Source organism: Ornithinibacillus gellani, assembly GCF_003730295.1.
Taxonomy (GTDB): Bacteria; Bacillota; Bacilli; order Bacillales; family Amphibacillaceae; genus Ornithinibacillus_A; species Ornithinibacillus_A gellani.
The window spans coordinates 290,756-314,740 of sequence record NZ_QTSZ01000037.1 but is presented as its reverse complement, the minus strand read 5'-3'; the positions used below and the strand labels follow the sequence as shown (position 1 = coordinate 314,740).

Below are 23,985 nucleotides of genomic sequence, written 5' to 3'. Positions count from 1 at the left end.
CAGGAGGAAAGATTCATGGAATCAATGTCAATCAATGGACTACAATATGACTTTTCTTATCAAAATGGTCAATCTATCATTTTTAGTGAAAGAAATGGTCGAAATCTAACGGAAGATGACATGCATACAGTCCAATTAAAAATGATTCAATCAAATCCAATCCCGCACTTGTTACCTCTTAGTGTTGAACACATTGATATGGCAGCAAAGCTTCATTTCGATATTACTTCACAACAAAAGGTAATTAAATATTTTAGAGACAATAGTACAACGATGAATGATTATTATCAATTGTTTTTGGCTATTGTAACGGCATTGGAAGATAGTAGCGCTTATATGCTCAACCAAAATAACTTTATTTTACATACAGATTTTGTTTATATTGGTGCACATACAAGTGATGTTCGCTTAGCCTATCTACCGGTAAAAGAAATGAAACGAGATACAACAATTGAAGAAGATGTGAAAAAATTACTTACTGATCTAGCCGGAGAAGTGGATGGCCTTCAAGCTAATGAATTTAAAAGTGTGCTTAATTATATGAAGCAAAGTTCATTCAGTCTTCAAGGCTTAAAGAAATTGTTATTAGAGCTTGTATCTTTACGTTCCAATGTGAATCAAATTACTTCTTCACAAGGATCACAGCAGCTCCAAGATGGTACAGGACAGGCCAATGACACTTCGACGGAACCACAAGCTGTGGCGGAGGAAGTAAGTACGACTCAAGTCACTACGAAACAGAAAACAAAGCGAAGTCTGCCACCTTTAACTTCAAGAACAAAGGTATATATTTGGGCTGGAGCATTATTAGCTATTGGTATTACTTGGAAACTATATGAAATGAATACAACACAGATGATGCTTAGCATTTGTATTGGCATTTCAGTTGCTATTCTTGCAGGTGTATTCATATTTATGAAAATTTGGCGCCCCGGTGCTAAGAAAGTAATAGTCGAACAGCCAGAAAAGCCTGTCACTGAAAAACAAAAACCGAAGCCAAAACAAGCAGAACCAAAGCAAAAATCACCGACTAAACGTGCGCAGACATTTGATTCACCTGTCGTTTCACCACAAACAGTAAATACAAAACCTGAAATGTCTTTTCAACCTGAAGCAATAAGTGTACAGTCTATTCCTTCTACAGAACAGGATACAACACTACTTTCAGAGGAAAATGACGACACTGTTTTACTAGGAGACGATGAAGCAGCATTATCGATGGATTCAGAAATAGTCGCTATTCCCTTACTTATTAAACAATTAGACGATGGCCAAGAAGAAAAAATTGTTGTCAGTGCTAATAACTTTTTAATAGGTAGAAATGCTGCTTCTGTCAACTATGAAGAAAAAGCAATTGGTGTTTCAAGAATTCATGCTGAAATCATTCAAATAGATGCTGCTAGCTATGGCATCAAGGATTTAGGTTCCAAGAATGGATCGAAGCTGAATGATAATGTGATGGTACCTTATAAAATTTATGCTTTAAATGAAAATGATAAAATCGAAATAGGTAAAGCAAACTATATCTTTCAATGGAGTCATACACAATGAGTAGAAATTGGCAAACTGGGGTAGCAACACATCAAGGAATGAAAAAAAACAGAAATGAAGATTCACATCTGCATCGAATTACAAATGATTCAAAAGGAAAAGAAATTGCGTTGTTTGTAGTTGCAGATGGGATGGGAGGCTACCAGGTAGGAGACGAAGCTAGTCGTATTGCCATAACTTCCATTCAAAAATGGTGGGATAAACGCATTTTAAAATTAATGAAAAAAAAGGAACCTATGCAACATATTGTAAAAGAAGCCAAAACCCTGTTATTGCAAATTAATAAGCAGATCATTGTAACAGGAAAACACATCGGAAAAAAAATGGGTACAACTGCTTCCTTACTTATTTTATATCATGGTTCCTATGCTGTCATTCATATTGGAGATAGTAGAATATATCGGATGAAAGACTGGAGCTATGGTTTACAGCAATATTTTCACGAATCGAAGGATGCAAACAGATTACAAGAATTGATAGAAGATGAGCAAACAGAATTATTGGAAGCTAATCCAGAGCTTGTGAAACTAACAGAAGATCACTCCTGGGTTGCCAAACAGGTAGTGGAAGGAAAATTAACGGAGGAACAGGCGAGGACACATCCAAAAAGAAACGCTTTGACACAATGCCTTGGATTGGAAGAACATATTGAGCCCTTCAATCGGATTGGTACGTACGATTCCAGTGATTTATTTCTTGTTTGCAGTGATGGTTTTCATTCTTTATTTTCCAATGATGAAATCAAAAATATGCTCGTTAATTTGGAAAAAGAGTATGTCAATTTACAATCAATATGTGAATATCTCATCAATTTCTCCAATTTTTCCCAGGCGAAGGATAATGTCACGTTAATGCTTGTTCGGAATCCTTATATTGCGAATACCGTTCCTAGTAAAAAAAATGCATTTTTATCTTTTTTAAAGCGATAAAATAAGAGATGGGTGAGTTAGTAAATGAGTAAACACGGTATACTTATAGAAAATAATTCCATCTTAAATAATAAATATAAGGTGATGCGGCATATTGCTTCTGGCGGAATGTCAGAGGTTTTTCTCGTTTCGGAAATGGCATATCCAGATCGTATGTGGGCTGTAAAAGTGTCCAATGTTTCTAACAAGTTATCACGTAAATTAAGAGATGAAACAAAGCTGTTAAGTGAGTTGGACCATCAAAACTTACCTAGAATTGTTGATTTTTTTACAAGTGATCAATATTTTTATTTGGTTATGGAATATGTAGATGGTGTGGTACTCTCTGATTATTTTATAGCTGAAAGCCAATCACTTCCCACTACGAAAATACTAGATATAGCAATTCAGCTTTGTACGGTAATTCATTACTTACATAAGCAAGAAGATCCAATTATTTATCGGGATTTAAAGCCAGCTAATATTATGATACAGCATGATGGTACCATCAAACTAATAGACTTTGGTATTGCTAGAAAGTTTCGCCAAAATCAATTATCAGATACAGTACGAATTGGTACAGTTGGGTTCGCTGCCCCGGAACAATTTGAAAAACAACAGACAGACCAACGTACCGATATTTTTTCACTTGGTGCAGTCATGTATTATCTTTTTACAGGTGGAAAATATGTCTATGTCACACAAAAGCAGATTCAGGATTTGGTGAAAGGATTACCAAAACCACTTATTCATGCAGTGAATCAAATGGTTGAATTGGAACCAGACAAGCGTTTTCAAGATATAAGAGAAGCAAAGATAGAATTATTAAAAGCAAATGATAGGTTAAAAAATAAACGGAAGAGACAACCCTCACAAGTAAAACGAGCATTTGGAATTATGGTTTCGATACTCGTAATGGTGATTATTTTATTCGTTATATTATAGTGGGGTGTGGAAGGTGGCGATGATATGGGGAATGAATATGCATTACAATTTGGAACCATAACAGAAAATGATGATGTTCTGATTTATGAAATCCCTCAAAAGCTAACAAATCTTCAAGCTGCAGAACAGCTGGATGAATTAAAAAGAAAAGATACATTATTTTTTGATTGTCAACATTATACAGTCGATGAACATGTGATTAAGTTATATTATAAACGAGAGAAAAGTTACCAATCTTTGATACAAAAAAGAGCAGTGAAGCCAGTTATAAAAGATAAAATTGCTTTGAACATATTAAAAGTTGACAAGCTAGTTGGTACACAATATACAACGATTATTCATCCGAATAATATTTACGTAAATGCTGAGGGAGATCTAAAAATTGCCCATCGGGGAATTCGATCTGTTCTCCCGCCAATGGATATGTCTGCGACGCAGTATGTAACTGGATTAAAGCATATTTTGTTGTTTCTATATACTAATAACAGCTTAGCAGAGATACAAAAAGGGAATGTTTCCAAACAAATACAAGCACAACCTTTTATCAAAGCCATTCTTCAGGCTAATTCTGTTCAGGAGTTGGAAAAGGCCATTCGAACAGAAGCAAAACCTACGTCTAAATCTACTACAAATAAAATAGTAAAAACACCAAAATCCCCAATGACGAAAGGGAAACAAACGAAATGGACACCGTTAACGGCACTCCTTGTCGGTATCTTAATCGGTTTAGTTGTTTTGTATATATTCCAGGTGCTTCCATTGTCAAATACGGTGTCCGAAATGAAAGCAACGAATAAAAAGAATCAAGAACAATATACGGACATGAAGGATAAATTGAAGGATGAAGCGACCGTGCGTGAAGGCTATCAATTTGCATTAGCTGACGATCCAGAGAAAGCTGCGCAAACACTGGAATCTGTCCCACATCTGGATGAGTCTGCTGAATCGGTATTGTTTCAACAGTATCTCAAGCTGAATACAGCAGATAGTTTACAAAAAGCTTCACAGCACAAAGCATTTCAGGTACAAGCAGTAGATGCACTTGCTGCACTTCAAACAGATGAAGCTAATGATATTATATTAAATGTGTCCGCGAAGAAAACCGAAGTGAAGGTAGAACAAGCATGGTTGAAAAAAGAATATGATCAGGTAATTGACCTTGCACAAGAAGTATCTGACCATAAGCGATCCAAGCTGCTGGCTGCTCAAAGCTATTTACAATTGCAAAATCCAGACGAAGCATTAAAGCTTGCGAAACAAATGAAAAATGAATATTTACAAGAAAAGAGTCTGAAGCAAAAGATTGCCCACTTGAAAAAAGATAAAAAGTTAGATAAAGATGATAAAAAGAAGCAAATAGACAAAATAGAAAAGGAACTGAAAAAGTTAAATAAATAGAATTGTACAAAAAATGAGGCTGGGACAATACTATTTCTATCCAATCAAAAAGCGAACATTTAATAAGTAGGACACCCCGCTCAGGGAATATACTTCGCATTCCGTGGGCGAGCAATAAGCCTCCTCAGGCTTCGCCTTGCGGGGTCTTATATGGCTCTTTGCTCCCACAGGAGTCTACGTATATTCCCTGAGCTAATTCATGTGATTGTTCGTCTTTTAAACCGATAATTTATGTTTTGTCCCAGCCTCATAACAATTTAAATTCATCTTTTTACCATCTGAAATTGTTATTTAATCTTAATGATAGAAGTTTATCCGTTTATTAAAGTTATGCTATTATAGAATGGTAAGGATGAAAGGAGAAGATCAATGACAGATCAGGATAAAAATACACGTGTTGATAAATTTGAAAAAAGAAGAAAAAACACTAAAACTATTACGATTCTCTCCATATTAGCTGCCGTTCTACTAATTGTATTAATTGGTATATGGATTTTTGGTGGCGGTGACAAAGACAAGCAGGATGATGCTAAAAAGGATGAAAATAACGTAGAAATTCAAGAGTCCACTGATGAGAGAGATACCGAGTCTGCAGATACCAATGAATCCGATGCAGATGATAAACAAACAGATGAGTCAAAAGACGAATCGGATCAAGATCAAGAAGATTCACAGAAAGATAAAGAAGACGAAGATGCTTCAGATGAGGAAGAAGTGAAAACAGAACCTGTAGAGAGCACGGATGATCCAAACGTAATTGAAGCATATACAGGTAATTGGAAGCCTGTTGGTACAGAACAGACAGGTCCACACACAACGACTTATGATGATGGTTCAGCAGACCGTATCGAGATTAGGCAGGCTGTAACGTATGCAACTGGGCTTGCGGAAGATGATATGATTGAACATTGGATTGGCAATGGTGGTGACCAAAAGGTAGTTGCTACGGTTTCGAACAATGAAATTACGGAAATTTACCGAGTATATCTTTCATGGAATGATGATGGAGGCTGGCAGCCAACAAAGGTAGAGCAGCTTAAAGAAGTAGATTATTGATTAATGGGGGAAATGGCATGACAATTGGTATTATTGGTGCGATGGATGAAGAGGTAGAATTATTACTAGAAAATATGACAACAGTGGAAAGTTGGAGCATTGCTGGCTGCCAATTTACAAGTGGGCAATTGGAAAATCAACAGGTTGTGTTACTCAAATCCGGAATTGGTAAAGTAAATGCTGCAATGGCAACAACTATTTTACATGAACGCTTTACACCTGATTTTATTATTAATACAGGTTCAGCTGGTGGTTTTTCGGATAAATTGCAGGTTGGCGATCTTGTTATTTCTAGTAAAGTATTGCATCATGATGTAGATGTGACTGCATTTGACTATGTATATGGTCAGGTTCCAGGTATGCCAGCTGCGTTTCATGCAGACAAACAGCTTGTGAAAAAGACGAAGGATATAATTGATGCGATGTCTATACGCGCTGAAATTGGTGTGATTGCTACAGGGGACTCCTTTATGTCTGACCCAGTACGTGTGGCAGATGTTCGTCAGCAATTTCCTGACATGATTGCTGCTGAAATGGAAGCAGCAGCGATAGCACAAGTTTGCTATCAGTATCAGAAACCATTTGTAATTATTCGGGCACTTTCTGATATAGCAGGAAAAGAATCTTCGATAACATTTGACACTTTCATTAAACAAGCTGCCCAAAATGCAGCAGAGCTTACTATGAAATTACTGCGGGATATTTGATTAGAATACGTGAACCTTTCTTTCATTCGAGTACAACCATTGGGATGGGAGAGAGGTTTTCGTCATGTTATCCTTGTCTTTCCCTTCTGAAATATTCATGAAAAACTTTCATTAAGGCACGCTTCTCAATACGCGAAACATAGCTTCGGGAAATATTAAGTTTTTGCGCAATTTCTCGCTGCGTCATTTCTTGAAATTCGTTTAATCCATAACGGTAGACAATAACCTCACGTTCTCTTTTGTCCAGAATAGAAAAATAATCCTGCATTTTCTCAATCTCCATATTCAATTGGATAAACTCTAAAATATTTTCATTTTCAGCTTCCAAAATATCAATCAGGCTAATTTCATTTCCTTCTTTATCCTGGCCAATCGGATCATGTAATGAAACATCTTTCTTTACCTTTTTGAGTGCACGGAGATGCATTAGTATTTCATTTGTAAAGACAAGTGGGGAGTACAATTTCCGGCCATTGTCATAAGAATTATTGGAACAATTGAAAAAATACAGTTGACTTCTCTTCATAAAGAGTGTAAAGTGATAATACAATTTAAATAGTTAAATAATTTCTTATCAAGAGAGGTGGAGGGACTGGCCCTTTGAAGCCTCGGCAACAGACTTGAATAGTACTGTGCCAATTCCAGCAAGCGTCATGCCTGACAGATAAGAAGAGCGATTACATATGGATATTTCGACCTCTTCTTATGAAAAGAAGGGGTCTTTTTATGTGAAAAACGAAACGAATAATAAGCTCTCGATCATAGGCATAAATCAACCAAATTGACAGTATGTGAAAAGGAAGGGAGACGTATAGTGAGCAAATATAATGATGAACAATTGGATTATATATTAGAAAATCTGGAAGAAATTAATTATGGAACAATCCATATCGTTGTTCATGAAGGGAAAATAACCCAAATTGAAACAACCGAAAAAAGAAGATTCCCAAACCAACCGAAGCAAAAGCTAAAACGCATAACTAAAACTAAATAATGGATGCTGATTAGACAACTAAAGGCATCTGCACTTCCTTCTATAATTAGATGGAATGTGTTAGATGTCTTTTTTTGTAGCTTAAAACAGAACAAGTGAATTCAAGAGCATTATTGAAGTGTTAGGAAATATCTAAACAATATAGAGAAAAATAATCCAAGGAAAGGATGGAAACGATGTCTACAAACAATAAAGCAGAAACATTTTTAGTGCAAATTGGCAATCAGAAAAATGAAACGCATCACGCAATCAGTACACCATTATATTTTTCAACAGCATATCGACATGACAAAATTGGGGTGGAAGAGGGTTACAGCTACACTCGCACGGGAAACCCAACAAGAACAGTGCTGGAAGAAGCGATTGCTAAATTAGAAGGAGGTGATCAAGCATTTGCAACGTCTTCTGGCATGGCGGCCATTCATCTTGTATTTAGTTTATTTGAAAAAGGATCACATTTTATTTCTTCTCGTGATATTTATGGTGGCAGTTTCAGATTATTTAATGTGCTGCAAGAAAAATATGACTTTGAGTTTTCTTATTGGGATGGAGAAGATGAAGCAGATATATCCGAACTCATTAAAACAAATACAAAAGCAATTTTTATTGAAACACCAACGAATCCATTAATGCAAACAGCTAATTTGCAAAAGGTGTCGGCGATTGCAAGGAATCATCATATATTGCACATTGTTGATAATACATTGTATTCTCCTTATATCCAACGTCCTATTGATGAGGGAGCAGATATTGTCGTACATAGTGCTACAAAATATTTGGCTGGCCATAATGATGTACTTGCCGGACTTGTAATTGTAAAAGGCAAGCAACTCACGGAAGAACTAGCTTTCCTGCATAATTCTATTGGATCTGTGTTGTCACCTTATGATTGTTGGAATTTAATTCGTGGGCTAAAAACATTAGCACTAAGAATGAATCAGCACGAAATTAATGCCAGAACAGTAAAACGATATTTGGAATCTCATCCACTGGTAACAGCAGTTTATTATCCTGGTCGCAGTGGTATGCTCAGTTTTGAATTGACGGAGGAAGCACTTGTCGAACCATTTTTAAAAGCATTAAATATTTTTACATTTGCTGAAAGTTTAGGAGGAGTGGAAAGCTTTTTAACCTATCCAACCACGCAAACGCATGGGGATATCCCTGAAGATGTAAGGTTGTCTTATGGTTTATCGAATCGACTATTACGTGCATCTGTTGGGGTTGAACATCCAGATGATTTAATTGCTGATCTTAAACAAGCATTCGAAAGGGTGTCGAGGCTCGAGGTGAAAACAATTTGAAATTACTAGAAAAGCTGAAAAATAACATGGTGATTGCTGATGGTGCCATGGGAACCATTTTATATTCACATGGTGTGGATCGCAGCTTTGATGCCCTTAATATGACACATCCAGAACAAATTCAACATATCCATGAGGCATATATACATGCTGGCTCAGAGGTAATACAAACAAATACCTATGGAGCAAATTATATTAAACTCGCTCGATATGGATTGGAAGAACAAGTAAAACAAATCAATCAGTCAGCGGTTCGTATTGCTAAAAGAGCAAGCAAAGGCAAGTCATATATTATTGGGAATATTGGTGGAATCCATGGTGGGAAAAATCATGTTGAGTCACCAGAAGAAATTAAAAGAAGTTTCCGAGAACAATTATATTGTTTGCTGCTTGAAGGGGTGGATGGGCTCGTACTGGAAACCTATTATGATTTTACGGAGCTGCAAATGGTATTAGCGATTGCAAGGGAGGAGACGGATCTTCCAATCATAACGAACGTTTCGATGCATGAACCAGGCATTCTTGAGAATGGCATGAGACTTCAGGAAGCATTAAAGGTATTAGATTCTTCCGGTGCAGATGTTGTTGGGGTGAATTGTCGGCTTGGTCCCGCCCAAATGATTGCTTCATTAGAATCTGTAGCTTTGCCAAATACAGCATATTTGGCTGCATACCCAAATGCTAGTTTACCAGCTTATCGAGATGGCGTACTATTTTATGAAAATGAACCAGACTATTTTAAAGCCTGTGCAAAGGACTTTCGTGATCAGGGTGTACGTTTAATTGGCGGCTGTTGTGGTACGACACCAGAGCATATTCGAGCAATTTCCGAGGGGTTAAAAGGTTTAGCACCTTTGCAAAGAAAGGATGTTAAACAAATTGAAGAAATTCAAGTATTGAAGGAACGTACTCCAACGGAAACATCAATTGCAGAATTAGCGAAAGAAAGGCCGACAATAATAGTGGAATTGGATGCACCGAAGCATTTGGATACGAATGAATATTTTAAAGGCGCTGAGGCACTTCAGGCTGCAGGAATAGATGCGATTACGTTGGCAGATAATTCTCTTGCAACACCACGTATATCGAATGTTGCTATAGCAGTAAAGCTGCAACAGATGGGGATCAAGCCATTGGTTCATCTAACCTGTCGTGACCGTAATCTGATTGGTTTACAAGCTCATTTAATGGGGTTGCACACACTTGGCATTACGGAAATATTAGCAATTACAGGAGATCCAACTAAAATTGGTAATTTTCCCGGAGCAACATCCGTATTCGATGTTAATTCATTTAAATTAATAGAATTAATTAAAAAGGGTAATCAAGGCGTATCATTTTCCGGACAGTCATTACGTGAAAAAATGTCGTTTTCCGTGGCAGCGGCATTTAATCCAAATGTGGCTAATATGGAAAGAGCCGTCCAACGTTTGGACAAAAAACTAGCACATGGTGCCGATTATATTCTAACGCAGCCAATATATGAAAAAAGTGTTTTCCGTACATTAAGTGGAGCAACCAAACATTTAAACGTTCCAATATTTGTAGGCATTATGCCGTTAACCTCTTCCAGGAATGCAGAATTTCTGCACAATGAGGTACCTGGAATTAAATTACCCGATGACGTTCGGGCAAGGATGAAGCAAGTTTCGGATGACGCTGCTGCATCGATTGAAGAATCTATACAGATTACCAAACAATTAATCGATGAAGCCTTGGTATATTTTAATGGAGTATATTTAATTACTCCATTTCTTCGGTACGACATGATGATTGAATTGGTTCATTATATTCATGAACGAACAAAGCAAAAAGCATTTAAACAATTGGTTTGAAGTATGTACTTATAAAATTTTGGAGGGAAAGAGATGACGACAATTAAAAGCTCTAACTTAGGATATCCGCGTATTGGAGAAAACCGCGAATGGAAGCGGGCATTGGAAAACTTTTGGAATGGTAATATTTCAGAACAAGAATTAATTCATATCACAGATGAAATTAGGCTCCATAATTTAAAAAAACAAAAGCAGCAAGGTATTGATTTAATTCCTGTTGGTGACTTTTCATTATACGACCATGTTTTGGATACATCTATTTCATTTGGTGTTGTACCAGAACGTTTCTCCTATGAAGGTGGAAAAGTAGATTTAGATACGTATTTTGCTATTGCACGTGGAGTGGACGATGCTGTAGCTTCAGAAATGACGAAATGGTTTAATACAAATTACCATTATATTGTCCCTGAATTAAATGGCATGAAACCATCATTGGTGGAAAATCGTGCCTTAACCTATTACAATGAAGCAAAAGAAAAACTTGGAATTGATGGGAAACCTGTTATTTTAGGCCCTATCACTTACATATCCTTGTCTAAAGGATACGATGGAAGTGATTTTGAGGCGGTAGTTGATACATTTCTACCGTTATATACTCAAGTGTTGCAGGAGTTAGCGGATGCAGGTGCAACCTGGGTCCAGTTGGATGAACCCATTTTTTCAACGGATGTACCAGAGGAAATTATTCGTATCGCAGAAAAAGTATATAACCATTTTGCAAACCAGGTTCCAGCAATAAATATTATTTTTCAGACATATTTTGAAAAAGTATTCCATTATGACAGAATCAAAAACTTACCAGTAAAGGGAATTGGTCTTGATTTTGTTCACGGGGATTCCCTGAAGCTTTTAACGGAATATGGATTTCCAAAAGATAAGGTATTGGCCGCAGGAATTGTGGACGGTAGAAATGTATGGCTGGCAAATCTAGAAGATAAATTAAGCTTGCTTGAAACGATTAAACGTTTTGTACATGAAGAACAGCTAATCGTACAGCCTTCTTCATCATTATTACATGTACCTGTCACAAAATCATTAGAAAAAAAGCTGGATCAAGTTATTTTAGATGGTCTATCCTTTGCGGATGATAAGATTCACGAAGTGGTAACACTAACCAAAGGAATAAAGTCCGGGAGACACGCGATTGCTAAGGAAATAGAAAGTGCGACAGCTGCATTAAATAATTTACATGCAACCTATCGTTCTAATCAATCCGTTCGAAATAAAATTACGGATCTTACATCAGAGGATGCAAGCAGAGATACTGCTTTTCCAGATCGAATAAAAACACAGCAAGAAAGCCTGAAACTGCCATTACTTCCTACTACGACGATTGGTAGCTTACCGCAAACGCCTGAAGTTAGAAGTACGCGAACAAAATGGAGGAAAGGCAAAATTACGGACGCGGCATATGAGCAATTTGTTAAGGGCCAGATACAACGTTGGATTACCATCCAGGAAGAACTGGATATCGATGTGTTGGTTCACGGAGAATTTGAACGAAATGATATGGTGGAATATTTTGGCGAAAAATTGAAAGGATTTAGTGTGACAGAATATGGGTGGGTCCAGTCCTATGGCTCCAGATGTGTGAAACCACCACTTATCTTTGGAGACGTATCATGGGAGCAGCCAATTACTGTAAAGGAGAGTGTATTTGCCCAATCCTTAACAGAGCGAACGGTAAAAGGAATGTTAACTGGTCCAGTAACCATACTAAATTGGTCGTTCGTTCATGATACAACACCGCGCTATGACATTATGAAGCAAATTGCGCTTGCCTTACAAAAGGAAATTGAAGCACTGGAGGAAAATGGCATAAAAATTATTCAGGTTGATGAACCAGCATTAAGAGAAGGGCTCCCATTGAATCAGGAAAAATGGAAGAAATACCTTGATGCTTCAGCCTATGCATTTCGCCTAGCTACAGCAACAGTTAAGGCAGGAACACAGATTCATACCCATATGTGTTATTCTAATTTTGAAGATATATTTGATTGTATTGATGCTTTAGATGCCGATGTTATTTCTATTGAGACATCACGTAGTCATGGCGAACTCGTATCAACATTTGAACAGAATACGTATACAAAAGAAATTGGCTTAGGAGTCTATGATATTCATAGTCCACGTATCCCTTCCGTTGAAGAAGTAAAGGCAAATATTGAACGGGCTTTACAAAGTATTTCTCCGACTCAATTTTGGGTTAATCCGGACTGTGGACTAAAAACAAGAAAAGAACCAGAAACAATCGATGCCTTAAAAGTGATGGTGCAAGCAGCGAAGGAAGTTAGACAAGATCAATTAACTACTTTAAAACAATAACACCCTCTCATGTAGGATCAGTTTTGAAAATAAGCTCGGATAGTTAAAGTTTTTCATAACGAAAGTAAAGGATTCCATGTGTCCTTTGCTTTCGTTTATTCTATACTGAATTGCAATCGCATTTGAATACGGACAAACATGCATCACATACCTTGTAAAAGGGAGTGATGTAAAATGGAGGTTAAATTTGATAAAGGGCCATATTTTGAACAAAGAATGAAGGACTGTCTACAATATATTTTAGAACGGAGCCGAGAGGAGCAACTTGATAACGATGATAGCGATTTATGCAAGGGTATCAACAGAGGAACAGTTGAAGGGGTTCAGTATAGCAGGTCAAATTGAGGATTGTAAGGAAATAGCAAATACGGATGAATGGTCCGCTTATATTGATGAAGGATATACCGGTGAAATCTTGAATAGACCTGCTCTGACCCGAATGTTGAACGATGTCGATGCAGGCCTGATCACAAAGGTTATTTGTTACGACCCAGACAGATTATCACGTAAATTATTAAATCAGTTACTTATTACGGAAAAGCTGGAACAAAACCAAGTTCACTTGGCATTTGTAAAAAGTAATTATCAAAATGATGCGGAAGGACAATTATATTTTCAAGTAAGGGGTGCTTTTTCAGAATTTGATAAAGCAAAAATCAAACATAATACGATGACTGGTCGATATCGAAAAGCAAAATCTGGATTAGTCGTAAAGAATAGTGGCTTGTATGGATATGATTATAGTAAAGCGGAAAATATGTACCAGATTAATAAACAAGAAGCAGCAGTGGTACAAATGATATTTAATTATTTCACAAGTCCAGATTCTAATTTTAAAGGTGTGAATGGGATTGCACGACATTTAACAGAACTAGGAGTCCCAACAAAAAGAGGAGCAAGTGTCTGGCATCGTCAAGTTGTGAGACAAATATTATTAAATGAAGCATATACAGGTACATATTATCAAAATAAACATGATACAGAAGGAGATTATGTAAGAAAACAAGCTGGAGAGCCTTACCAAACCGGCAGGCTTAGACCAAGAGAAGAATGGGTTGAAACAAACATTCCACGAATTATTGAACCAAAACAATTTAAAATCGCCCAAGCCCTACTCAAAAATGCCAGAAGAAGACATGCCGGTTACAATCGCCATCCATATTTATTATCTGGCCTCGTAAGGTGTGGACGATGCGGTGAGACGATGAATGGCAGAAGAACGAAATCTCATGGTAAAGATTATTTTGTTTATGTGTGTAAGAAAAATTATGCTGGAGCGAAATCAAAAGGTTGCGGCAGGATGATGAGCGAAAGTAAATTAAATCATCAAGTATGGACAACAATAGAATCTAAAATAGCAAGTTCCCCTCAACTTAAATCACTTATATACACTCCGAATAAAGTACAATCACAAGCTGAAATCGACCACCTGCAGACAAAGATCCATCACGTAAGATTAGCACAGAAACGGATCATACAATTAATTGGTATAGGAGATGAAATTGATTTACAGGAAATAAAATATCAGCTTAAACAATTGCAAGATGAGGAGAAATCAATGCTACATAAATGGCAGGTCTTAATGAACAAAATAAACAAACAAGATACAAAACCGAGGATATCGAATTGGAGAGAGGTAGTAAAACGTACATTATCTCAGGAGGAAAGAAGATTAACCATAACCGAAAAGCAGACCATTATACGTATGCTGATACAGGAAGTCGAAGTCATTCATGCAGATATGATTCGAATCACCACGTTTTAAAATAAACGGTGGTACCCTTTTGTCATTACAATTTCATTTTCAATACATCTTGCAGCGTACGTAGCAAGCTTTGTTCCTTTATCCGCTGAGTAGCTTTCAATACCTTTAATAAGCCCAATGGTACCTATGGATATTAAATCTTCTACCTCTTCCCCGGTATTTTCAAATTTTTTAACAATATGAGCTACAAGACGAAGGTTATGCTCAATTAGCTTATTTCTCGCTGTTTCACTACCGTTTTGCATTTCCTTTATATATTTTGCTTCGTCTTCAGAGGATAGCGGGTGTGGGAATGCATGGTTTTTCACGTAGGAGACAAAAAATACAGCTTCTTTCACAAGTAATGCCAAGACACTTAAGATTCCAGACAATATGAAACACCTCCTTATGGCCTGTTGGGCATTTGCCTATACACCATTCATATGTAACATTATCTAAATTGTGTATGTCCATCAGAAGGACAGTGTGGCGAATCGTAAATTTGATATAACAAGGGATAAGTATGATCGAAAAGGAGATCGACATATAGCATAAAATAAGCCCCGGAAAATGTACATGGAATGGGAAATCTTGAAATGAAACATAATAATTGGCTTGTGAGCCAGTACTTTTTCAAGATTTCTGTACACTTCCGGAGCGGTCTGTAATTCATCGTGTTAATTTTAAAAGAATAAAATAATCAAGAAATAAGTAACCATTGCAATTAAACCAATCGGCACACCAAATCGTGCCCACTCTAAGCTTGTGATTTTTAATTTTCCGGCTGCAATGATGTTAGGGATATTACCTGGTATCAACATGCCACCACTAATTAATAAGCCTAATAGAATAGCTTTAATGGTTTGTGGCTCCATAGCTACACTTACTTCGGCAGCAGCCAATGTAGCATTATCCAGAATGGCAGAAATCATATTGATCCAGTATAAAATGAGTGGACTCAATCCCAATAAATATTTTTCAATAAACGGTTCAAAGCCAGCTCCCAAAAGAGTTAACGCCATAACGAATAAATAAATTTTAAGGCTTCGTATGATGATTTCCAAATAGGACTCTTTGGTGGAATTTGCTGCAAGGCTGTCATCTGATATACCTTGTTTGACCAATACAGCAGCTAAAATACCGAAAATAATCACTGCCGGTATAATATCGATGGCAATTAGCCGAATTAGATAAAAGAAATCGGCATTCAATTTACTAATTGTGATCGTAGAAAGTGGTTCGCCAATTGGTGTAAGTGCTGCACCCATTCCGATAGAAAAACATGCAAGAATGACCAAGCGAATTTCTGACTTTCTATCCAATGGTAATGCGGTAACAACCGCTACTAAAATAATCGCAGCAATAATGGCGGTAATGATACTAGAGATAAGTCCTAGAATAATTACGAATAAAGCAATAAATAAACCGAATGGCATGGCTTTGCTTGTTCCAATAATACCTTTCTCCATTGGTTCTTTAAACCATCTAAATAATAGCCCTGCTACAAGTACAGCTAAAGTGATGTAAATTGGGTCTTCTAAAGCTTTCAATATTAATTGCTTGTCTAGCACCCCACTAATGATAGCAGCGGATACTCCCATGATAAATAGGAAAACTTCGAGATTTCGTTCGACAAGTTTAACAGAGAATGGCAAGAATAAGACAAGAATTAAAACAATGGTTAATCCAAGTATCATATCATCGATCCTTTACAAGTTGATTTTTGCTGAAATAAATCTATACATTCATTTTAGTATATACCCAATCAGCTGGAATTTAATTGATTATAGAATTATTTTACACGATGAAAAAATACAAAACAAAAAGTTATCTCTTGTGTGATACACGTAAAGTGACAAATATAAAGCCTTTATTTTAAATAATTATATGAAAAAAAGACCGCCTCCGTCTATGTTGGAGTCGGTCTTAACTCGTATATTTGATTCGATGTGCTAAATTCCTACGTGAAATTTCTTCTTTAATCAATGCTACAAAATCGGGGCTTAATTTTAATTCGTTTGCCTTATAGAATGATTCAATTAATAATTCATCTGACAAATGCTCCATTCGTGCAGCCCTCCTAATCTTAATTAAACTATTTCTCCACGAGTCAAAGTTTTAGTAATTTCAATTTATCACGAATAAACAAACCGGACAAGTTACAGTTATTAACAGAAGGATGTTAATAACTTGTTGATAAAGAAACAATAATCCTCGTAAAGCTTGTAATTTCATTGTGGATTATGTTGATAAAGTTATCCACAGCGCAAAAAAAGAAGGAATTTGTCGAACGATTTATCCAAGATTCTTACATATTTAACAGAACTCTACGAAATTTGAACAACCCATCCATAAAGTGAAACTTCAATCCGTGGGGTTTTGGCCCTTCCCTAACGGATTGTTAGTTGAACCAATCAGGCCTTTACTGGCTGTTGACCCTCCGCTTACAATTCTTGCCATCGACAAAGAATATTGGAGTAGGGGTCTTACAGCCAGTTAATCTGTGATAAAGTGAAACTTCAATCCGTGGGGTTTTGGCCCTTCCCCAACGGATTGTTAGTTGAACCAATCAGGCCTTTACTGGCTGTTGACCCTCCGCTTACAATTCTTGCTATCAATAAAGAATATTGGAGTGGGGGTCTTACAGCCAGTTAATCTGTGATAAATTTGCTTTATTTAGCGTAAATAGTACGATAGGATGGATTTATATTGTATAATTACCCATATTGACTGCAATCAAACCTATGAATGAGGTCTAGGATGACAGAGAAGGAAAATTGAGGTGTCTTGAACTTGCTTAAATATTTTTTGCCAAATCAACATGTGAAATCTATATTCGAAATTAATCCAACTGCCTTAAAAGAAATGGGAATTCGTGGAATCATAACGGACTTGGATAATACACTTGTTCCATGGGATGTAAAGAATGCAACCCCACAGGTGGTGGAATGGTTAGAATCCATGCAAGAGGAAAATATAAAAGTTACAATAATATCTAATAATAAACAGGAGCGGGTCCAAATTTTTTCAGAACCACTTGGCGTACCTTTCATGTTCAGTGCCCGAAAACCGCTACGCAGAGCTTTTATAGCTGCTGCAAAGGAAATGGAATTACAACGGGATCAGGTTGTTGTCATAGGAGACCAGCTAATGACGGATGTATTGGGAGGAAATCGAGCCGGCTTTTATACGATATTAGTTGTTCCAATTGTTCAAACGGACGAAAAAATTACAAGAGTGAATCGAATGATGGAAAGAAAGATTTTGAACTATTTCCGGAAAAAGGGGAAAATTACATGGGAGGAATAAATGTGGAAGAATTATACTGCCAGGGATGTGGCGCGAAAATTCAAACAGATGACCCAAAAATGCCGGGATATACGCCTGCTTCTTCATTGAAAAAGGAGACGCTTTTATGTAAAAGATGTTTTCGATTAAAACATTACAATGAGCTTCAAGATGTTGAGATAACCGATAATGACTTTTTGCAAATGGTGGCAAGTATACGAGATACAAAAGGGCTTGTCGTCCATTTAATTGATATTTTTGATGTAGAAGGAAGCTTGATCAGTAGTTTACCAAGAATAACTGGTGATAATCCCATATTATTGGTTGCAAATAAAATAGATTTACTTCCAAAATCAACCAATCGTCGTAAACTGACACAGTGGTTACAAAGCAAAGTCAAAGCAGCAGGTATTAAAGTGGAGGATGTTGCGCTTATTTCCTCGAAAAAAGGAGACGGCATTCAGGAGCTTGGTTCCTTAATTGACCATTATCGTAACAAACAAAACGTTTATATTGTAGGAACGACAAATGTTGGCAAGTCGACGTTTATTAATCGATTGATTGATCAGTCTATTGGGATGGATGATGTGATTACAACTTCTTATTTTCCAGGAACTACTCTTGGTTTTATTGAAATTCCTTTAGATGATCATGCTTCTCTTATTGATACGCCTGGTATTGTTAATCACGAGCAAATGGCACATTATGTATCGAATCAAGATTTAAAAATAATTACACCGAACAAAGAGATTAAGCCTCGTATTTTTCAATTAAATAGTGGTCAAACTTTATTTTTTGGTGGATTAGCACGACTGGATTTTGTAAAAGGGGAAAGAACATCCTTTGTATGTTATTTTGCGAATGGATTACCGATACATCGTACCAAGCTGGAAAATGCAGATGAATTATATAACAAACATATTGGTGAAATGCTATCGCCGCCAGATAAAGATACATTAACCATGCTGCCGCTGCTTGTTCGGAGTTCTTTCCGAATTAAAGAAGGAAGAACGGATATTGTGTTTCCTGGACTTGGATGGGTTAGCGTATTAGATGAGCAAAAATCAATCGATGCATTTGCACCTAAAGGTGTGTCTATATCCGTTAGAAAATCATTGCTATAAATAAAGGGGCGGGATGTATGAATTATCAATTGGGGCTGATAGGCAGTCCAATTAAGCATTCGCTATCTCCATGGATACATAGCCATTTATTGGAGAAAGCTGGCTTGCAAGGTACTTATCAGTTATTGGAAGTCGAAAAAAATGAGTTGTTTCATGAGCAAATGAAACAATTAAAAGCATCTTCCATACATGGTTTTAATGTTACCGTACCTTATAAGGAAGCTATCATACCATTTTTGGATCATTTGGATGCATCTGCGGCTGGTGTAGGTGCAGTGAACACGGTTGTGATACAACATGATAAGTGGATTGGTTATAACACAGATGGCATTGGCTATGTGCGATCATTGAAGCAAGCATATCCAAAAATTTTTTCAGGGAAAAATCCTCATATACTCATTATTGGAGCAGGTGGTGCGGCAAGGGGTATTTATGATGGATTAGCCCGCTCAGGTATGACCAAGATAGATATTGCTAATCGTACAACTGCTCGAGCACGTAATATCACACATATGCATAAAGGGCATGTAGAATCCACCATACTAAAAATAGAAGATGCTGAATTACAACTTGGAAAATATGATGTCATTATTCAAACGACTTCAGTTGGAATGAAACCAGATGAGCATGAACAAATAATTTCTTTGGATAATTTGCAAACAAGTAGTATTGTGAGTGATATCGTATACCAACCAATTATGACGTCTTTTTTACTAGATGCTAAAAATCGAGGGGCTCACATTCACCACGGTCATACGATGCTACTTTATCAAGCGCAGGCGGCCTTTGAAATATGGACTGGAAAGAATACTGACGTAGAAGATTTAGAAAAAAAGCTGCAATTGAAATTGGAGGGTAATTAACATGTTAACAGGAAAACAAAAAAGATTTTTACGTGCGAAGGCACATCATATTGATCCTATTTTTCAAGTAGGTAAAGATGGGGTAAATGAAAATATGCTAATCCAGATTGGTGAAGCATTGGAAAAGCGTGAGTTAATTAAAGTTAATATTTTACAAAATTGTTTAGACGACAAAGAAACTGTTGCACAAGAACTTCAAGATGGCACAGCAAGTGAGGTTGTACAAATTATTGGAAATATTATTGTTTTATATAAACCATCAAAAGACAATCAACAAATTCAGCTTCCACAATAGTAGTAAATCCCGTCGGTATAAGGGAAGGTGTATGGGAAAATGAAGAAAATTGGATTATTAGGTGGCACGTTTGACCCGCCTCATATGGGTCATCTTATCATTGCGGAATATGTGCGAGATACGCTTGAATTAGATGAAATTTGGTTTATTCCGACATATGAGCCGCCACATAAACAAGCTTCTGCTATATCTGTGTCTCACAGACAGCATATGTTAGAACTAGCAACAGCGGATCATGAACATTTTAAAATGAATACCATTGAATTGGAACGAATGGGTAAATCATATACAATGGACACTGTGAGCACGCTTGTTGAACAATATCCGTCGTATGAATTTTATTTTTTAATAGGAGCAGATATGGTTGCGTATTTGCCGAAGTGGTATCAAATTGAGGAGCTTGTTAAATTAGTAAAGTTTGTTGGGGTAAAACGAAGTGGCTATACATTGGAAACTGCCTTTCCCGTTCAGATCATTGATGTTCCAGCGATTGATATTTCCTCGACTTTTATTCGTGAACGAGCTGCAGCAGGGAAGTCAATTCGTTATTTAGTACCTAAAGACGTTTATTCATTTATAAAGGAGCATGGTTTATATGAATAAAACGGAGGCAATTGCTTGTATCCAACAACATCTTCCTGAAAAGCGATTTCAGCATACAATTCGTGTGATGGACACAGCATTAGAGCTTGCAAAAACGTATCACATTGCTGCTGAAAACATGGAATTAGCAGCAATTTTTCATGATTATGCAAAATATCGAAATCTAGACGAAATGAAAAGAATTATTATCAATTCAACGCTCCCAAAAGACTTGCTTCATTACCATACAGAATTATGGCATGGTCCTGTTGGTGCAATACTAATTCAGCAGGAATATGGTATCGATCATCCTGATATTCTTCGTGCGATTCGATACCATACAACAGGCAGGGCACATATGAGTTTGTTTGAGATGATACTTTTTGTAGCAGATTATATAGAGCCCGGTAGGGAAATTCCTGGTGTAGAGGAAGTCAGGGGAATGGCAAAAGAGAATATAACGCTTGCAGCTCAAGAAATATCAAAACGTACAATTCATTATTTACTAAGTCAAAATCAATCCGTTTATCCGGATAGCTTTTTCGCATATAATGATTTAACAAGAAAAATAAATGGAGGTTTGTAAATGGAAGCAATAGATGTACTGCAATTAGCGGCTAAAGCATGTGATGATAAGCGAGCGGAAGATATCATTGCCTTAGATATGGACGAATTATCTTTAGTTGCTGATTATTTTTTAATTTGTCATGGTAATACTGAAAGACAGGTTCAGGCAGTTGCAAGAGGGATAAAGGATGCGCTAGATGAACAAGAAGTCACCATTAAAAGAATGGAAGGCTTAGAGCAAGGAAGATGGGTACTTGTTGATATTGGAGATATTGTTTGTCATGTGTTTCATAAAGATGAGAGAAGTTACTATAATTTAGAGAGATTGTGGGGAGATGCAGCTCCTGTATCTCTAGAATTGGAATAGTATTGACATGACTTATGAGGATATGGCAATCTTTTATGACCAATTTATGGAGATAGCCCCTTACGATGAGTGGGTGCGTGTCACCGAAAATGTCTTACAGGATATGGAAGTGTCAGCAGAACGAGTCGTTGATTTGGGCTGTGGAACTGGGGAAATTACGGTTAAACTTGCACAAAAAGGCTATACAATGACCGGTATTGACCTGTCAGATCAGATGCTTTCTGTAGCTGCGGAAAAAGCAGCCCGCTTTCATTTACCTATTACTTGGCTCAATCAAGATATACGAGAGATAGAAGGTATTCAAGACCAAGACGCGGCTATTAGCTTTTGTGATGTAGTGAATTATATTCATACGGAAGCAGATCTATTACGTGTTTTTTCGGGTGCTGCTTCAACACTCAAGGATGGCGGAATGTTTTTGTTTGATGTTCATTCTTTATACCATGTCCGGGAAAACATGGTTAATCAAACGTTTGCCGATGTAACGGATGACAGTTCTTATATTTGGTTATGTTCAGAAGGAAATAAGCAAGGTGAAATGTTTCATGACATTACCTTTTTTAGTAAGCAAAGTAATGGCAGTTATGCAAGGCACGATGAATATCATCATCAGCAAACCTTTCCTATTGAAGTTTATAAAAAATTATTAAATAGGACGGGCTTCCAAATTACTCGTATTATTGGTGATTTTCAATTAGAAAATCAAATTTTACCAGATGATGCAGAACGAATTATATTTATAGCAGAAAAACGATCAGAATAAATGGAGATTCTGATCGTTTTTATTTATGCAGGATTAATGTAACATTTGTCGAAACATATATTATAGAAATCCCCCTTTGCCCTTCTTAATACCCCTGAAAGGTTGTGCCTCAATGATTGAAAACCTCAAAAAACATTTATTTCCAATAATAATCGGCGTGGTTTTACTCGTTTTTTTATTTATAATCAAAGATGATGAAACAGCTGGTGGTACATTACTGGAAGCTGCTCCCGATGAAAACCAAGAATTTAGTGAGTCTAATCCAGTTAATGAGACGACATCGGAGCAAGTACTAGTGGATATTAAAGGTGCAGTTGCAAATCCTGGTGTTTATGAACTAATACATAATGCAAGAATACATGACGCGATTCAAATGGCAGGTGGATTTTTAGACGATGCGGATCAGTCCAGTGTTAATCTAGCACAAAAAGTACAGGATGAAATGATAATAAACGTACCGAGAGAAGGAGATGAGAACCAGAAGTTAGCCATAAATGATCAAGCAGGGGACAAGGTTCGAATAAATTATGCGAGTCAGGAGGAGATACAAACGTTAAATGGTATTGGCCCCTCCAAGGCACAGGCAATCATTGCACATCGTGATGAGCATGGTTTTTTTAAAACAATAGAAGATTTACTAGAAGTTAGTGGAATTGGAGAGAAAACGCTGGAAAATATTCGTGATGCAATCCAAGTTCCATAAGTAATTGACGGGAAGGCTATCTTCGCTATAAACTGAAAGTGCTTAATCAAACAGATAATGACTGAAATAGGGAAAGAATGTTACAGGGAGGAATGAAGATGGATAGAATATCATGGGATCAATATTTTATGGCACAGAGTCATTTGCTTTCTTTACGTAGTACATGTACAAGATTAATGGTTGGTGCTACCATTGTTCGTGATAAACGGATCATTGCAGGAGGATATAATGGCAGCGTATCTGGTAGTGTTCATTGTGTAGATGATGGGTGTTATGTCATTGACGGTCATTGCGTACGAACGGTTCATGCGGAAGCAAATGCTTTATTGCAATGTGCGAAATTCGGTGTACCTACAGAAAATGCTGATATTTATGTGACGCATTTTCCTTGTCTCCAATGCTGTAAGCAGTTAATCCAAAGTGGAATTAAAACGGTATATTATGCAGCGGATTATAAAAATCATCCATATGCAGTACAATTGTTTGATGAGGCAGGAGTAGAAACGAAAAAAGTGGAATTAAAGGATTTGGCTGTAGATACAAACTTCCAGGAAAAACAAGCATTTGTGAAGCAGCTGATTCAGTTATTGGGGGACAAGGAACAATTAGACGATGATACCTTGGCATCTATACAACATCAAGCTCATCAAATTTTTGCAAATTAAA

24 protein-coding genes, 1 pseudogene and 1 riboswitch are annotated in these 23,985 nt (G+C 36.8%); of the genes and pseudogenes, 21 read left to right on the top strand and 4 right to left on the bottom strand.

What is annotated here, in order from left to right; genetic code table 11:
- The first annotated feature begins 15 nt into the window (after positions 1–15).
- From DX933_RS11980 to mtnN, 6 genes are all read left to right on the top strand, one after another.
- Positions 16–1,551 (top strand): DUF6382 domain-containing protein, encoded by a 1,536-nt coding sequence (locus DX933_RS11980; protein WP_123316662.1) that lies wholly within the window; start codon positions 16–18, stop codon positions 1,549–1,551.
- Positions 1,548–2,480 carry a PP2C family protein-serine/threonine phosphatase gene (locus DX933_RS11975; protein ID WP_190279506.1) on the top strand — a complete coding sequence of 311 codons (933 nt, stop codon included), beginning with the start codon at positions 1,548–1,550 and terminating at the stop codon, positions 2,478–2,480. The genes DX933_RS11980 and DX933_RS11975 overlap by 4 nt, the downstream gene beginning before the upstream one ends.
- Positions 2,481–2,504: 24 nt before the next feature.
- Positions 2,505–3,404, top strand: a complete 900-nt coding sequence (locus DX933_RS11970; RefSeq protein ID WP_123316660.1) for a serine/threonine protein kinase — start codon at positions 2,505–2,507, stop codon at positions 3,402–3,404.
- Between the two features lie 24 nt (positions 3,405–3,428).
- Positions 3,429–4,802, top strand: a complete 1,374-nt coding sequence (locus tag DX933_RS11965) for a type VII secretion protein EssB/YukC (protein WP_123316659.1) — start codon at positions 3,429–3,431, stop codon at positions 4,800–4,802.
- A gap of 369 nt (positions 4,803–5,171) precedes the next feature.
- Positions 5,172–5,858 carry a YrrS family protein gene (locus DX933_RS11960; RefSeq protein WP_123316658.1) on the top strand — a complete coding sequence of 229 codons (687 nt, stop codon included), beginning with the start codon at positions 5,172–5,174 and terminating at the stop codon, positions 5,856–5,858.
- Between the two features lie 17 nt (positions 5,859–5,875).
- Positions 5,876–6,565, top strand: a complete 690-nt coding sequence (gene mtnN / locus DX933_RS11955; protein WP_123316657.1) for a 5'-methylthioadenosine/S-adenosylhomocysteine nucleosidase — start codon at positions 5,876–5,878, stop codon at positions 6,563–6,565.
- Positions 6,566–6,632: 67 nt separating this feature from the next.
- Here mtnN and DX933_RS11950 read toward each other — a convergent pair.
- A pseudogene (locus tag DX933_RS11950) lies at positions 6,633–7,049 on the bottom strand (sigma-70 family RNA polymerase sigma factor); the annotation flags it as partial.
- A gap of 84 nt (positions 7,050–7,133) precedes the next feature.
- Positions 7,134–7,236, top strand: a riboswitch (SAM riboswitch).
- A gap of 143 nt (positions 7,237–7,379) precedes the next feature.
- Between DX933_RS11950 and DX933_RS11945 the strand changes: the two are divergent.
- The 5 genes from DX933_RS11945 (at position 7,380) to DX933_RS11925 (ending at position 14,788) form a co-directional block, all read left to right on the top strand.
- Positions 7,380–7,559, top strand: a complete 180-nt coding sequence (locus DX933_RS11945; protein WP_123316655.1) for a YezD family protein — start codon at positions 7,380–7,382, stop codon at positions 7,557–7,559.
- Positions 7,560–7,735: 176 nt separating this feature from the next.
- Positions 7,736–8,863 carry an aminotransferase class I/II-fold pyridoxal phosphate-dependent enzyme gene (locus DX933_RS11940; protein WP_123316654.1) on the top strand — a complete coding sequence of 376 codons (1,128 nt, stop codon included), beginning with the start codon at positions 7,736–7,738 and terminating at the stop codon, positions 8,861–8,863.
- Positions 8,860–10,698, top strand: coding sequence for a bifunctional homocysteine S-methyltransferase/methylenetetrahydrofolate reductase (locus tag DX933_RS11935; protein ID WP_123316653.1), 1,839 nt, complete (start codon positions 8,860–8,862; stop codon positions 10,696–10,698). Before DX933_RS11940 ends, DX933_RS11935 begins: the two co-directional genes overlap by 4 nt.
- Before the next feature lie 33 nt (positions 10,699–10,731).
- Positions 10,732–13,023, top strand: a complete 2,292-nt coding sequence (gene metE, locus DX933_RS11930; protein WP_123316652.1) for a 5-methyltetrahydropteroyltriglutamate--homocysteine S-methyltransferase — start codon at positions 10,732–10,734, stop codon at positions 13,021–13,023.
- Between the two features lie 274 nt (positions 13,024–13,297).
- Entirely contained in the window at positions 13,298–14,788 is a 1,491-nt protein-coding gene (locus tag DX933_RS11925) for a recombinase family protein (protein ID WP_123316651.1), read from the top strand.
- Here the strand turns inward: DX933_RS11925 and DX933_RS11920 are convergent.
- The 3 genes from DX933_RS11920 to sda form a co-directional block, all read right to left on the bottom strand.
- A complete protein-coding gene (locus tag DX933_RS11920; protein WP_123316650.1) occupies positions 14,785–15,159 on the bottom strand; it encodes a sigma-70 family RNA polymerase sigma factor in 375 nt (124 codons plus the stop codon). The genes DX933_RS11925 and DX933_RS11920 overlap by 4 nt on opposite strands.
- 291 nt (positions 15,160–15,450) lie before the next feature.
- Positions 15,451–16,464, bottom strand: a complete 1,014-nt coding sequence (locus DX933_RS11915) for a DUF1646 family protein (RefSeq protein WP_123316649.1) — start codon at positions 16,462–16,464, stop codon at positions 15,451–15,453.
- Between the two features lie 229 nt (positions 16,465–16,693).
- On the bottom strand, positions 16,694–16,834 hold the full coding sequence (gene sda, locus DX933_RS11910) for a sporulation histidine kinase inhibitor Sda (RefSeq protein WP_123316648.1): 141 nt from the start codon (positions 16,832–16,834) through the stop codon (positions 16,694–16,696).
- 726 nt (positions 16,835–17,560) lie between these two features.
- On the opposite strand from sda, the gene DX933_RS11905 reads away from it, so the two are divergent.
- The 10 genes from DX933_RS11905 to DX933_RS11860 all read left to right on the top strand — a co-directional run bounded on the left by DX933_RS11905 (position 17,561) and on the right by DX933_RS11860 (position 23,984).
- On the top strand, positions 17,561–18,076 hold the full coding sequence (locus DX933_RS11905; protein ID WP_123316647.1) for a YqeG family HAD IIIA-type phosphatase: 516 nt from the start codon (positions 17,561–17,563) through the stop codon (positions 18,074–18,076).
- 2 nt (positions 18,077–18,078) lie between these two features.
- Positions 18,079–19,179, top strand: coding sequence for a ribosome biogenesis GTPase YqeH (yqeH, locus tag DX933_RS11900; RefSeq protein WP_123316743.1), 1,101 nt, complete (start codon positions 18,079–18,081; stop codon positions 19,177–19,179).
- Between the two features lie 17 nt (positions 19,180–19,196).
- Positions 19,197–20,042 carry a shikimate dehydrogenase gene (gene aroE, locus DX933_RS11895; protein ID WP_123316646.1) on the top strand — a complete coding sequence of 282 codons (846 nt, stop codon included), beginning with the start codon at positions 19,197–19,199 and terminating at the stop codon, positions 20,040–20,042.
- Between the two features lies 1 nt (position 20,043).
- On the top strand, positions 20,044–20,337 hold the full coding sequence (gene yhbY / locus DX933_RS11890) for a ribosome assembly RNA-binding protein YhbY (RefSeq protein WP_123316645.1): 294 nt from the start codon (positions 20,044–20,046) through the stop codon (positions 20,335–20,337).
- 39 nt (positions 20,338–20,376) lie between these two features.
- On the top strand, positions 20,377–20,940 hold the full coding sequence (locus DX933_RS11885) for a nicotinate-nucleotide adenylyltransferase (protein WP_123316644.1): 564 nt from the start codon (positions 20,377–20,379) through the stop codon (positions 20,938–20,940).
- Entirely contained in the window at positions 20,933–21,505 is a 573-nt protein-coding gene (gene yqeK / locus DX933_RS11880) for a bis(5'-nucleosyl)-tetraphosphatase (symmetrical) YqeK (RefSeq protein ID WP_123316643.1), read from the top strand. Before DX933_RS11885 ends, yqeK begins: the two co-directional genes overlap by 8 nt.
- Complete coding sequence (rsfS, locus tag DX933_RS11875) at positions 21,506–21,853, top strand: ribosome silencing factor (RefSeq protein WP_123316642.1); 348 nt, start codon at positions 21,506–21,508, stop codon at positions 21,851–21,853.
- 7 nt (positions 21,854–21,860) lie between these two features.
- Entirely contained in the window at positions 21,861–22,616 is a 756-nt protein-coding gene (locus tag DX933_RS11870; RefSeq protein WP_123316641.1) for a class I SAM-dependent DNA methyltransferase, read from the top strand.
- A 112-nt stretch (positions 22,617–22,728) separates the two neighbouring features.
- Positions 22,729–23,319, top strand: a complete 591-nt coding sequence (locus tag DX933_RS11865; RefSeq protein WP_123316640.1) for a helix-hairpin-helix domain-containing protein — start codon at positions 22,729–22,731, stop codon at positions 23,317–23,319.
- A 98-nt stretch (positions 23,320–23,417) separates the two neighbouring features.
- Positions 23,418–23,984, top strand: coding sequence for a ComE operon protein 2 (locus tag DX933_RS11860; protein WP_123316639.1), 567 nt, complete (start codon positions 23,418–23,420; stop codon positions 23,982–23,984).
- Position 23,985: the final 1 nt, after the last annotated feature.

What these genes read in the sequence shown, in the direction of transcription:
- DX933_RS11975 (WP_190279506.1), top strand. Translation starts at nt 1,548, where the DNA reads ATGAGTAGAAATTGGCAAACTGGGGTAGCAACACATCAAGGAATGAAA.
- DX933_RS11865 (WP_123316640.1), top strand. Translation starts at nt 22,729, where the DNA reads ATGATTGAAAACCTCAAAAAACATTTATTTCCAATAATAATCGGCGTG.
- mtnN (WP_123316657.1), top strand. Translation starts at nt 5,876, where the DNA reads ATGACAATTGGTATTATTGGTGCGATGGATGAAGAGGTAGAATTATTA.
- DX933_RS11860 (WP_123316639.1), top strand. Translation starts at nt 23,418, where the DNA reads ATGGATAGAATATCATGGGATCAATATTTTATGGCACAGAGTCATTTG.
- sda (WP_123316648.1), bottom strand. Translation starts at nt 16,834, where the DNA reads ATGGAGCATTTGTCAGATGAATTATTAATTGAATCATTCTATAAGGCA.
- DX933_RS11940 (WP_123316654.1), top strand. Translation starts at nt 7,736, where the DNA reads ATGTCTACAAACAATAAAGCAGAAACATTTTTAGTGCAAATTGGCAAT.
- DX933_RS11885 (WP_123316644.1), top strand. Translation starts at nt 20,377, where the DNA reads ATGAAGAAAATTGGATTATTAGGTGGCACGTTTGACCCGCCTCATATG.
- yqeK (WP_123316643.1), top strand. Translation starts at nt 20,933, where the DNA reads ATGAATAAAACGGAGGCAATTGCTTGTATCCAACAACATCTTCCTGAA.
- DX933_RS11925 (WP_123316651.1), top strand. Translation starts at nt 13,298, where the DNA reads ATGATAGCGATTTATGCAAGGGTATCAACAGAGGAACAGTTGAAGGGG.
- rsfS (WP_123316642.1), top strand. Translation starts at nt 21,506, where the DNA reads ATGGAAGCAATAGATGTACTGCAATTAGCGGCTAAAGCATGTGATGAT.
- DX933_RS11960 (WP_123316658.1), top strand. Translation starts at nt 5,172, where the DNA reads ATGACAGATCAGGATAAAAATACACGTGTTGATAAATTTGAAAAAAGA.
- DX933_RS11980 (WP_123316662.1), top strand. Translation starts at nt 16, where the DNA reads ATGGAATCAATGTCAATCAATGGACTACAATATGACTTTTCTTATCAA.
- DX933_RS11970 (WP_123316660.1), top strand. Translation starts at nt 2,505, where the DNA reads ATGAGTAAACACGGTATACTTATAGAAAATAATTCCATCTTAAATAAT.
- aroE (WP_123316646.1), top strand. Translation starts at nt 19,197, where the DNA reads ATGAATTATCAATTGGGGCTGATAGGCAGTCCAATTAAGCATTCGCTA.
- DX933_RS11870 (WP_123316641.1), top strand. Translation starts at nt 21,861, where the DNA reads ATGACTTATGAGGATATGGCAATCTTTTATGACCAATTTATGGAGATA.
- metE (WP_123316652.1), top strand. Translation starts at nt 10,732, where the DNA reads ATGACGACAATTAAAAGCTCTAACTTAGGATATCCGCGTATTGGAGAA.
- yhbY (WP_123316645.1), top strand. Translation starts at nt 20,044, where the DNA reads ATGTTAACAGGAAAACAAAAAAGATTTTTACGTGCGAAGGCACATCAT.
- DX933_RS11915 (WP_123316649.1), bottom strand. Translation starts at nt 16,464, where the DNA reads ATGATACTTGGATTAACCATTGTTTTAATTCTTGTCTTATTCTTGCCA.
- DX933_RS11965 (WP_123316659.1), top strand. Translation starts at nt 3,429, where the DNA reads ATGGGGAATGAATATGCATTACAATTTGGAACCATAACAGAAAATGAT.